The sequence below is a fragment of the Nocardioides sp. YIM B13467 genome, assembly GCF_042788075.1.
GTDB lineage: Bacteria > Actinomycetota > Actinomycetes > Propionibacteriales > Nocardioidaceae > Nocardioides.
In genome coordinates this window covers 25326-36813 of sequence record NZ_JBHZPJ010000025.1, presented here as the reverse complement: position 1 = coordinate 36813, position 11488 = coordinate 25326, and the positions used below count along the sequence as shown (strand labels likewise).

Sequence of the window (11488 nt, the reverse complement as noted above, 5' to 3'; positions counted from 1 at the left end):
GCGGCCCCGCGACGCTAGAGCGGCACGGCGTTCGACCTCGAGCCCGACGATCATTGCAGTGTGCTGGATCAGGACGAGGTCTGCGTGTTCCTGATCCTCGAGCACGCGCACGGCAAGTGCGGCTTCGTCGCCCGCACCCACCGGGACCAGGAGTAGGGAACCAGTTTCGGTTGGCAGACGGCTGAAGCCAGGCAGCCGACCTTGGTGCTCACGCGCCCTGCCAACGGTAGCTTCTCGCAGGGAGTCACTGAGCGCGACTGGTGACGGAACGAGCTCGCGCCCGTGCCGGATGTCGACGACGTTGAGAACGGCGCCGAGCTCCTTTCCGAGAAGCCTGAGCAGGTCTGCCTCATCCTCCAACTCACGAGACTGAGAGCGACGTAAAACGTCGTACAGACGCAAAACTCGCGAGGCTCGAGACCCGGATCTGTCCCGGTTTCGCTCAGCAACGACACGAGCGATGGTTACGAAGGGAAGACTTCGAGCTGTGAACAAGACCGGAAACGAAAGCTCGTCCGCCACGGCGATTGCCTCGGGCGTTAGCGCCGGCGCTACAAAGCCCTCGGCGAGGGTCAATGCCGCGATGCCCGCCTCCGCGAGATGACGGATGAAGTCGACTTGTTCAGAAGCAGCAGGCGGGAAACCGTATCCATCCGTCATCAACAGATCCCCGTTTTCCATCCAGTTCCACGGATCTGAGACCTCGCACGTGTGCGCCCAAGTCACTGGACGTTCAAGTCCTCCGCGACCAGCGATCAGCCGAGTACGGATGAATGGATCATCCACGAGTTGGCCGACAGTTAAGCGCATTCGGTCATGATCGCACGAGACGTCCGGAATCAGCGTCGCCATTGGGACAAACCGATCGATTTCCCTGCGGCCGTACGGCATTCAGGCATGGGCACGCGCGCCCAATTCAAGCGCCAACACACCAACAACGATCAACAACATGCCTATGACCTGCACCGGGGCCAGCGTCTCTCCCAACCAAAGTGCCCCGACCAGGGTGATGACGACAATGCCGGTCGCAGACCACAGCGCGTAGACCACAGCTACATCCAAACCGCGCTGGAGCACCAAGGAAAGGAGAAGGAACGCGAAGGCATATCCCCCTACCACCAATAGGCTCGGCCCAAACCTTGTGAAGCCGTTCGAGGCCCTCAACGAGAGCGTCGCTACGACCTCGAACGCGATCGCCACGGCCAGGAGTCCGTACGCTGTCATCTCTCTGCCATCCTTCAAGGTAGATTGGACTATCGTCGAAAATTGAGAACGATTAGTCGTTTCCGACAAGATGACGTGACCCTCAGGATTGTTTATCTCCTTCCCGAAGCGCATGGTCCGATCCCAATCGAATTGATCTACCATATGCCGCCGCCAAGGGGGAACTGACGCGATAATCCCCATCGGTGATTGATAGCAAGAACCTCACCCATTATTGCGTAAAGGGCGGACACGTCATGTCCTTCCTCCTTGGTGCGGACGAGATTTGCTGATCACGAGGAATGGTGAAAGTTGTACGCGCTTCTTGGTCCGCGCCTTCCTGCAAACCACTAGGGCGCCTTCCAGTCCAAGCTCGAGAACGCCTGAGCATCAGACACATGCAGGCACCACATCACGTGGTCGGGACGCCCGGTACCGACGGTGCCTCGTCCAGGTCAGGGTCAGAGTCCTCCGCCATTGCCGCAGCTTCGTCGAACGCCTTGCGAGCGGCCTCGACGATCTGCTGGTAGCCCGTGCACCGGCAGAGATTGCCGGAGATGACCTCGCGGATCTCGGCGTCGCTCAGTCGACGTGCCTCGTTGTAGACAGGGAGCAAGGTCATGAGCATCCCTGGTGTACAGAAGCCACACTGTAGGCCGTGGCATGCCGAGAACGCTTCTTGGAGCCCGTGCATGGCGGAGCCACAAGCAAGCCCCTCGACTGTGGTCACCCGACATTTATCGCCCTGGACTGCCAGCATCGTGCAGGATCGCACAGGTTCTCCGTCCAACAGAACTGTGCAACTGCCGCAAACACCGTGTTCGCACCCCACGTGCGTGCCGGTGAGGCCAAGTTCGTGGCGCAGGAAATCGGACAAGAGCATCCGTGGCTCGACTTCGCGCTCGTACCTCTCGCCATTGACGGTCAGATGGGTCTTCACGCAGATCTCCTCTCGATGTCGGCGCCGGCAAGGTCGAACGCCTGAAGAAGGGCACGCCGCAATGACTCCGCTACGACCGCCCGTCGGTACTCCTTGCTTCCATGCACGTTGGCCTCTGGTGCGAGCAATTTCGCCGCCAGGGCGACGGCGGTCTGAACGGCAGGTTCATCAACATGGCGACCAACCAGCTCGGCCTCCAATCCCTCGGCGAGGGTAGGGCCCGGCCCAGCTGCGATCAGCCCCGCGCGAACGGACGTGCACCGTCCCTGCACGTCCACAGTCGCGCTCACTGCCGCTCCCCCGATCGCATAGTCGCCCGTCCGTCGCGCGAACTCCGAAAACCCCCAGCGCGTCAGGTCGTTGGCTGCCGGCACCTCAACAGCGACGACCAGTTCTCCGTGCTTGAGGGCGGTCTGGAAATGCGACCCAAAGAAATCGACACCCGCAATGCGCCGCTCGCCATCGCGCGACAAGGTCACGACTGTGGCTCCAGTGGCAAGGAGCACGGCTGGAAACTCAGCTGCACTGTCGGCGTGAGCGATTGCTCCCCCAAACGTACCGCGGTTGCGAATCTGGGGATGCGCCACCCACGAGGCAGCTGACGAGAGCAAAGGGACGGCGTCACGGACCACTGGGCTGTGCTCGATATCCGCGTGCCGGGTCAGGGCGCCGATGGTGAGCGTGCCGTCAAGATTCTGAACGGTTCGCAACTCAGCAATTCGCGAGATATCCACAAGCAGGGTGGGACTTGCGAATCTCAGGCTCAGCAGTGGGATGAGGCTCTGCCCCCCGGCGATGAACTTTGCGTCCTCGTCGGTCTCGACGAGCCCGATCGCGTGCTCAAGGGACTCCGCAACGGCGTATTCGAAAGGCGGGGGCTTCATAGGAGCACCTCCGGGACCTGTTCCCCATGTCGCTGGCAAGGCCGGTCTGCACTAGTCATCGGTGACCCTTCTGTCTGACAACTGCTCCAAGGAGTTTGACTGCCCGGAGCAGAACCCACCACTGCGCACTCCGGCAAAGACAGCGGCGGATTCGTCACGAGATGACAAACGAGCGAACGGCGGGTGTTTGGGAGACAAACCTCGGGACCTGGTCGAGGCGCCTCATCAACGGTCGAGGACGTGCGTGGCAGGCCCGCATGCCACATCGCGAGCGACGCTGTGACTTCGTGACGGAACGCTCGCTGGAGCGCACCCCACGTCAGGTTGACGTTGGACTTTCCTCGGGTCAAACGGTCTGGCGAGGTGTCGTGTACCTACCTGAGAGTAGCGGATCGTGAGCCACAAACTGTCGGGGCGATCGAGCACCTCGTAGCCTTTGCACAGGAGTCGATCTCCGAGGCCCGGACCGTCATTGACGCGGGCAGCACGATGGACATCCGGATCCCGTGCATAGCTAGCCAGGGGACGCCCCTTGTAGGCCTAGCCGACTGGAGTTGATGTCTTCGTGACACCTGGCGCACGAAGGGTTGCGGCCACGGGAAATCGCCTGTGGCCGACTCCGGAAACGTTGCCGGAAACGATTCCGCTACGCTAGGCGGCGCACTGCCATGAGTCAAGGGAGGAAGGTGAAGCATGGTTCGTAGGGTGACACTCACGGATATCTCACGGGAGGCCGGAGTCGGGGCTGCGACAGTCTCGCGCGCCCTGGGGGACCATCCAGACGTGAGCGCAGCCACGCGCGAGCGCGTCCGCGAGGTTGCCCAGCGGCTCGGCTATCGGCCATCGGTCACGGCCCGCGCATTGCGCAGCGGCGGATATCAGACCATCAGCGCCATCGTTCCCGACGCCGAATGGGGGTGGTGGGAGCCCGTCGTGCGTGCCGCGTTCGAGGCCGCGGCGGAGGCCGGCTTTCAGCTCATGGTACATCCCGTCGCCGGTGCCGAAGGAGGTGTCGTCGCGGTTATCGATGGCCTCGTGAACGTGCCTACTGAGGGCGTGATCGTCATCGGCACTCCCGATCAACACGCAGTCCGCCAAGCATGCGACAGGATCTCATTCCCTGCGGTGGCAATCGACGACACCAGTAGGAACATCCGATTGCCAACTGTTTCACCTCGCAACCGAATGGGCGCTCGCGAGGTCGTTCAGCACCTCTTGAGCGCCGGCTATCGCAAGATCGCACTCGGACGAGCTCCGACCGACGGCGACCCTCGGTGGGGTGAAGGACTGTTCATCGAAGAGCGGGTCGCTGGCTATCTGGATGCCTTGGAGGAAGCCGGAATCAGCGTGGACGAGGACCTCATTGTCGGAAGTGCCGATGCTTGGGATGAGAGCCGCACCCTGTGGCCGGAACTCGATGCGCTCCTTACTAGCGGTCGGCGCTTCGACGCACTCTTCTGCATCGCAGACCTCATGGCGGCACCAGCGCTCCGTACCCTGCGCGCGCACGGACTACGCGTTCCTGATGACGTTGCTGTCGCGGGATTCGACGACGAGCGAGCCGCCCTGCTGCTCGATCCTCAGCTCACTACTTCGCGGCAGCCATACAGAGCGATGGGCGTCACCGCTGTCGAGCTGCTGCTGCGCGCCATCCGCGACGAGTCCGTACCGGTCGAGCGCCACGAACTCGAGACCGAACTCATTGTCAGGTCCTCGACCTGAGCAACAGCTTGCGGGCAGAGACCTCGCTAATGCGCGAGCATCGTCGGCGTCGGCGGGCAGCACCCACTATCCACACAGAGCTCCTCCTGCACCTTCGCAGGAGCGACTTACGACCGTTGAGCGTTCGGAGCTTGCTCCGCGACCTCGGGCGCCGTGTCCTGACGTCGCGGAACCTCGCTGGAGGGAGCGGTATCCATGTCAGGCGGGCTGGTGCTAGTCGCCGCTGCTCAGAGCAGAGGCCTGCTGGACCGCCTTGTCGAAGGCTGCGGGGTCGAAGTAGACGTGTTCGGTGACGACCTTGCCATCCACGACCGTGTCCACGAGGGTGGCGTACCAACGGACCGGCACGCCACTCTCCGGCGCGCCGGGTCCGACGTACCTGGCCCGGCACAACAACTCGCCAGCGACGGTCGTGCGGCTCGCGACCAGAGTCTCGAACTCCACCTCGACCTGGCCATCGGCGAACACGGAGTTGTAGCCCTCGACGTGCTCGCGGAAGGCCGCTTTGCCCCGGACCGGATCGTCCGGGAAGGGCATATCGGTGTAGACCATGTCGTCCGCAAAGCAGTCGATCAGGCCGTCGAAATCGCTGCGTGCCCATGCGGAAATCAGTCGACGGAAGAGGGCCTCGTTGTCGCGCGCGCGCTGAAGTTCCTGCTCTGCGTCCATCGCACCCGCTGCTGCTTTGGATGGTCGCAGCTGCGCCGCGTGCTCGGCCAAGAACGCGTCGATGTTGCGTGGCGGACGGCCGGTCACACGCTCGACCTCACCCGTGACAATGGCCGTATCTCCCGCGATGATGCTCTGAGAGATCCGGGTCATATAGGCGACGAAACCCTCGTTGAGACCGTCGGCGAGCATGCGTGTCTCGGCCTCGAAAACGCCCTCCTCGATAGCCTTGACGGGTTCGCCGGCGGCTGCGGAGATACGCTCCGCGAGCTGGTCGAGGCTCAATGCCTCCGGACCGGTGAGATCGAGCGCCTGACCCCCCGCCCCGCCGTTAACGAGCAGCTCCGCCGCGACGTCCGCGATGTCGCGAGCGTCGATCCACGCGGTAGCCGAGCCACCGGTGGTCATCACTATGACCCGATCATTGCGGACCATGGGGCCGAAGAACCCGTCGTCGACGATATCCTCCATGTACCAACTCGGACGCAAGATCGTCCACTCCAGCTCACTGGCCTCCACCACTCGCTCCACGTGCCGCTCGGTGATGTCGTCGGACCTGTTCTGCGTACCGCACTCGGAGAGGAACACGAGCCGACCTACGCCGGCCGCGTCCATCGCGTCCAGGAACCTGCCCACCACCTCAACGACGGCCGTGGACTCGGGCTTCACGAGGTACACAGCGTCGACGCCCTCGAGCACCGCGCCCCAGGTCGAGTCGTCGTGCCAGTCGAACAACACGGGATCGGCGCTCTCGACATCGAGCCGCTCGGGGTGGCGCGACGCGGCCCGGACCGTGGCGCCTCGAGAGACGACTCGGGGGACGACGTGTCGCCCGGTTTTGCCACTGGCGCCGACGACCAACACTCGACTCATTGCATGTCCTTTCGTTGTGCACATGACCGCGCGTCCTTGGCGGCAAGTACCCAGAGTTGACTGGCCTGACGCACGTTGCTGGGTGCCACCACGAAGATTCCATACCTCGAGGCCGGCTGAGTTGCCCGATTCCGCAGAACACTTCGGCAGGTTTGTGCATCCGCGCATGCCGCTCAAGAGCAGGGCTGCCTGCTCGGCCTTTCCGAAAATGTGCAGGAGCCGGCGTTCAGTGTCCTGGTCCAGCGGAGGACTCTCCGGGCCGACGTGATAGACCGCCTCTCGGCATAGAGAGCTTGGAGCGACGCGAGCCGTTCGTTGACAAATCCTGGGCCGATGAGCACGCGAGCGACGATGCCAGCGATCGCACGGCATTCACGTTGGCGATGTCCCTCCTGGCGGAGGATCACCGTGAGTAGAACTCTTGCCTGCGGAGTGGCATCGCCGTGCCTCAGCACCTACGGCCGCTGACGGACCCGCGCCATCTGGCAGGATCACGCAGCAGGGGTACCTTAGGCTGCCCGACTGTGGCACACACGCGTCGGAGATTCCGGGCCAGCAGGCGGAAGGAACAGGAATGAGACCCGACCTCCAAGAACTTCTTCATTCGGTCTGGCGGTCACTCGAGAGCGCGACCGCGCGCCGCACCCCGTTCACACTCGGGCACCTGGGAACGGTCGGCCGGTCCGGCGCACCGCGGGTCCGGGCAATCATCCTTCGACGCTTCGAACGGGACAGGGAATCTGTCCTGTTCGCCACGAATACTGGGGCGGCGAAGATCGCAGAGATACGTGAAAATCCGCTCGTCGCCCTCACGGTGAACAACGACGATGCTGCAGTGCAACTACGAATGGAGGGCCGTGCTGAGATCATCGAGGACTCCAATGTACGACGGTCGGCTTGGGAATCGTTGGGGCACCAGACGCGGCACCTCTACCGATCTTCATCTCCTCCCGGAACACCACTGAGCGAGCACCAAACACTTGAGCCCGCCGATGCGGAGAGCGCGCGTGGAGGCGAGGACACCGAGTTCGACAAATTCGCCTGGGTCCGAATCAACTTGGAGACACTAGACTGGCTCGACATCTCCTCGCCAGAACATGAACGCTGTCAGTTCGTGCGCGAAGGACACGGCTGGACTGGTCAACGCGTGGTGCCATAACGACCAGACCAGGTCAAACATGCCCGAACCTTGATCCCACGACGTCTGGGCTATGAGCCCGCCGAGGCACAAACCGCAGATCAATGACGGCAGTTGCTGGCGCCAATCGGACGAGAGACGGGCGTCAGAGAGACAGCCTCCAGTCGTTTCGAGAGCACGCGACCCATCCCGATCGCACCCAACCAGCCCAGGCATGTCCCCGCTGTGCCTCTCACCGCGAGGTGCCATGCGTCCAGCGCTACCGGCCAGCCAACAAACTGTTGACCTCAGGCGAATGTCCCCACGCGATCACAGCGATGTGCGCCGTGTGCAGATTGTGGCCGAGCTCTGCACGTTCGCAGGCACCCACGACGGATGTTGCTGACGATGGCGCGGGGTTTGTGATCTTGACTGCGAGACGGACGCCTGATGCTCGGCCTGGCACACGGCGATGACTTGCACCGGTCACCTCGTCATTCCACGCGGTACCCGGTCGCATTCGACGCTCAGCATCTACTCCAACCGTGAAATGCGACGACCCGGATCAACGCATAACGGTAACGGCCACTCAGATCGCCTCATGACTCAGGTCGAGGCTGACGGCAGGGTCTTCGATGGTGCTGTCGTTGGTTTCCATCGCAGCGAGGACGTCCGCCAGACGCAGCGCCACAGCGATCTCGTCCCGACGGGCGTTGATGGAGACACCGAGACGCTGCTCAATCGACCGGAGTCGATACGCGACGGTTCGCTCGTGCACATGGATCGCGTTCGCTGCCGCTGCGGCGTTCTGGCCGGCCCTGAAGTAGGCGGTCAGCGTCTCTCGGAGCAACTCCGTACGGGCCTCGGCCTCGTCGAGACCGCGCAACTCGCGCGCAACGAAGTCGCGCATCGCCTGGCGATCCCGCAGCACAAGAGCCTCGAGCGCAACCTCTTCGTACCGCAGAAGATCTCGTGGCCGGATGCGGTTGACTCGATATGCCTGCCATGCCTGACGGTGACTGAGACGGAAACCTTCCACTCCGGCGGCAACCTCGCCAATGGACAGGTACGTCTCCGGCATCGCTTTGAACGCAGCGGGATGCTCGTCCAACAGCCTCTGGAGCGAGGACGCACCGAGCCAGCCGAGCGCCGTGCCCGATGTCCCGCTCACCGAAAGGTGACGTGCCTCGAGCGCGTTCGCGATGGTGCGGATATTCGCCTCCGGAGAGCGCCCCCACGCCACCACAGCGATGTGCTCGGTGCGCAAGTTGTAGCTGAGTTGCTCGGTATCGGTCGGGACCCCACGGAGCACATCACTGACGATCGCACGTCTCTTGCGGTCTTGACTCCGGAAGAAGTATGCGTTGTGCTCTGCTTGGTACGTCGCGATCACGCTCTCGGTGACCCTGTCGTTCCACGCATAGTGGTAGTCCGAGGCCTGCCGTAGGACTGCAACCCTGCGATCGTCGTCAGGGACGACACGCATCGCCTCCTCGAGAATCGCGTTCCACACGATCGCCTGTCCGAGCCGGTACGTCTTGAGCAGCGCGTGTAGGTCGATTCCCGCCTGCGCGACGACGCGCGCTTCCTGCAAGGCCGCATCTGATGCGCGTTCAGGCAGGCGACGCCCGCTGGCGAGGCCGTCAACGATGCTCGTTACGGCGGAGACAATACTCGGCATCTCGGACTCGGTGAGGACCGGATCGTCTTTCTCGTGCCACTCAGGAACCTGGGTCAAGGCCTCCCGCTCGATCGCGCTCACGATCTCAGGGATCCGACATCGCACCGCTTCGGCGACCGCCTTCAAGTCATGATCGATCGACATCTGTTCAGCCTATTCCACGGGGCACTTCGAGGCCATGACGGGCAACCGCTATGGCGCCAAGTGGTCAAGTACCTCATCGGCCCAGTTCCGGTCGTATTTCTCGAACCGGGGGAAACCGGTCCCTGGAGCAGCGGTCCAGTGGTAGGTGACTCCCGGATTGTGCTCGGCGTAGCGGTCGCCGAGAAACAGATGCGGGCTGCCCCGCACTGGCAGCCCCGCCGCCGTCTGCCACTGACCGAAGACCTCAGCCACGCGCTCACCACGCTGCAATGCTTTAGCGAGTGCCGGCACGAATACGGTGGGGCACTCTTCGGCGACCTCGAGGATCTCGGCGTGGATCGAAATACAGCGGCTGCCCTCGTAGAAGGCCCGCCGCAGAGCGGTATCCAATGCGTCGCTGGCCCGTAGGCCCCCGACGTCCTGGCTCTTGGCCGCCTGGACGGCGGCCAGGGCAGGGACAGTGGTGACGGCGTATTCCCATTCGGCGCTTTCCCACGACCTCCAACCCAGCTCCGGAACGAGCCCTGCAATCGCCGTGATCTCAGCCTCAATCACCGGTTTCGGCGTCGGTCGCCGGTTGAACAGCTCGAGCGGGAATGCCCGGTGATCGACGACGAGGTCGATGTCGCGCTGTTGTGCACGGCTGTGGAGGGTGTGCAGAGCCAAGGTGGCCCACGGACAGCCGATGTCAGACCAAACCGTGAGTACTCCTGGCTCCTGGCTCACCAGCGCCGGGTCGTGAAACGGATTCACGTTGGCCTCGCTCATGTGGTCCGCCGACGGTACAGAATGGCCGCCATCGCAACGCCGATGATGAGCGCCCCACCGTTGACGAAGTCGTTCACATAGGGCTCCACCCCTGCGAGGTTGAGACCGTTGTTCAGCACCGCGAGGAAGAAGATGGCGACGACGGTGCCCCACACGTTGAACCGTCCCGGTCGAACGGCAGCGGCGCTGAGGAACGCAGCTGCCAGCGCGGGAGGTGTGAAGGTCGCCCCGACATTCGGCGAGGCGCCGCCCGCACGGGAGACGTAGAGGAGTCCGCCGATTGCACACAGGCCGCTACCGGCGACGAACGCGATGACTCGGATCCCGTTGACTCTGAGACCTCGCTTTGCGCTCATTTCGGCGTACCGACGAACCGGTGCCGCATCTCGCCGATGCCCTCAACCCAGGTGACGAGCTCATCACCGGGGTGCAGGAACCGCTGCGGAGACAGGCTCATGCCCACACCCCCTGGCGTACCTGTGAAGATCACGTCACCCGGGCGCAGAGTCACGGTCGCAGACAGTTGAGCCACCAGCTCGGGGATCCCGAAGACCAGGTTTCTCGTGCGGCCCCTTTGGACGACGTCGCCGTTGAGCGAGCAGCCAAGCTCGAGGTCGTCGCGGTCGGCCACCTCGTCGGTCGTTACGAGCACCGGCCCCATCGGCCCGAACCCGGGGTGGGACTTGGCGAGACTGAACTGCGGCAACGTACCCGTCATCTGGGCGGTGCGCTCGGACAGATCCTGACCGATCGTGAGGCCGGCAACGTAGTCCCAGGCGCTGTCGGCGGAAACCTTGCGGGCCTCCCGCCCTAAGACAACGACCAACTCGACCTCCCAGTCGACGTTTCCCTCGGGCAACTCGATATCGCCTGTCGGACCAGTCAGTGCGGACTGGAACTTCGTGAATGTCGGTGGAACCTCCGGTATGGGAAGCCCCGACTCGGCCGCATGATCGCCGTAGTTGAGCCCGATCGCGAAGACCTGACCGGGCGCTGGTACCGGTGACCCAAGCTGTCCCGGATCGGAAGTCGGCGCAATCGTCGCCCGCCAACCGCCAGATCGGTCGAACCTCTCGAACCACGCACGGAACTCCTCCCAGCGTTCATACACCGCCTGCGGGTCAGGATCGAACCGGCCGCCGCTCGCTATTTCCACGTCGACATCGCCCTCCGGAATTCGGACCGTCAGACGTCCTTCCACATTGGCTAGCATCATGTTGCCACCTCGATTTCCCTGCGTTCCTGTCTGCCCGGCGGTCATGTGACCGTGGAACAGGTGTCTCTCCAACATGGCGGTCCAACCGCCGTCGATCACCATCCCTGCGCGAAGTCACCCACAGCGACTTCTCGAATACGACGTGGTTCAAGTCGCGCCCGATGTCCTCGGGCCCCTCGCCGGGCGAGATCGACGATGGCGCCGGCTCCCGCCCGCGGAATTCGCCGGGATCAGAGGCTCAAGAGACCAAGGAAGATGACGTCATAGTTGG

11 protein-coding genes are annotated in these 11488 nt (G+C 63.4%); 2 read left to right on the top strand and 9 right to left on the bottom strand.

From position 1 onward, the window contains the following. The 4 genes from ACFX43_RS05990 to ACFX43_RS05975 form a co-directional block, all read right to left on the bottom strand. Positions 1–852: PucR family transcriptional regulator ligand-binding domain-containing protein (locus ACFX43_RS05990; protein WP_378818200.1), on the bottom strand; the 852-nt coding region annotated here is incomplete at its 3' end. Positions 853–891: 39 nt separating this feature from the next. Beyond that, positions 892–1338 (bottom strand): DMT family transporter, encoded by a 447-nt coding sequence (locus ACFX43_RS05985; RefSeq protein WP_378818199.1) that lies wholly within the window; start codon positions 1336–1338, stop codon positions 892–894. Positions 1339–1615: 277 nt separating this feature from the next. Then, entirely contained in the window at positions 1616–2143 is a 528-nt protein-coding gene (locus ACFX43_RS05980; RefSeq protein WP_378818196.1) for a (2Fe-2S)-binding protein, read from the bottom strand. Next, positions 2140–3027 carry an FAD binding domain-containing protein gene (locus ACFX43_RS05975; protein ID WP_378818193.1) on the bottom strand — a complete coding sequence of 296 codons (888 nt, stop codon included), beginning with the start codon at positions 3025–3027 and terminating at the stop codon, positions 2140–2142. Before ACFX43_RS05975 ends, ACFX43_RS05980 begins: the two co-directional genes overlap by 4 nt. 693 nt (positions 3028–3720) lie before the next feature. Here ACFX43_RS05975 and ACFX43_RS05970 point away from each other — a divergent pair. Further along, entirely contained in the window at positions 3721–4749 is a 1029-nt protein-coding gene (locus ACFX43_RS05970) for a LacI family DNA-binding transcriptional regulator (protein ID WP_378818190.1), read from the top strand. Positions 4750–4962: 213 nt separating this feature from the next. On the opposite strand, the gene ACFX43_RS05965 is transcribed toward ACFX43_RS05970, so the two are convergent. Then, positions 4963–6291, bottom strand: a complete 1329-nt coding sequence (locus ACFX43_RS05965; RefSeq protein WP_378818187.1) for an NAD(P)H-binding protein — start codon at positions 6289–6291, stop codon at positions 4963–4965. A gap of 574 nt (positions 6292–6865) precedes the next feature. Between ACFX43_RS05965 and ACFX43_RS05960 the strand changes: the two genes are divergently transcribed. After that, positions 6866–7450 (top strand): pyridoxamine 5'-phosphate oxidase family protein, encoded by a 585-nt coding sequence (locus ACFX43_RS05960; protein WP_378818184.1) that lies wholly within the window; start codon positions 6866–6868, stop codon positions 7448–7450. A gap of 547 nt (positions 7451–7997) precedes the next feature. Here ACFX43_RS05960 and ACFX43_RS05955 read toward each other — a convergent pair. From ACFX43_RS05955 to ACFX43_RS05940, 4 genes are read right to left on the bottom strand one after another with little or no spacing between them, the layout of a single operon-like run. Further along, the gene (locus ACFX43_RS05955; RefSeq protein ID WP_378818181.1) at positions 7998–9233 is read right to left on the bottom strand and encodes a PucR family transcriptional regulator; all 1236 of its coding nucleotides are present in this window, start codon (positions 9231–9233) and stop codon (positions 7998–8000) included. 48 nt (positions 9234–9281) lie between these two features. Beyond that, positions 9282–10001: a DsbA family protein gene (locus tag ACFX43_RS05950; protein WP_378818179.1), complete on the bottom strand. Its 720-nt coding sequence runs from the start codon at positions 9999–10001 to the stop codon at positions 9282–9284. Beyond that, the gene (locus ACFX43_RS05945) at positions 9998–10357 is read right to left on the bottom strand and encodes a hypothetical protein (RefSeq protein WP_378818176.1); all 360 of its coding nucleotides are present in this window, start codon (positions 10355–10357) and stop codon (positions 9998–10000) included. Before ACFX43_RS05945 ends, ACFX43_RS05950 begins: the two co-directional genes overlap by 4 nt. After that, complete coding sequence (locus tag ACFX43_RS05940; protein ID WP_378818174.1) at positions 10354–11319, bottom strand: fumarylacetoacetate hydrolase family protein; 966 nt, start codon at positions 11317–11319, stop codon at positions 10354–10356. Before ACFX43_RS05940 ends, ACFX43_RS05945 begins: the two co-directional genes overlap by 4 nt. Positions 11320–11488 lie beyond the last annotated feature (169 nt).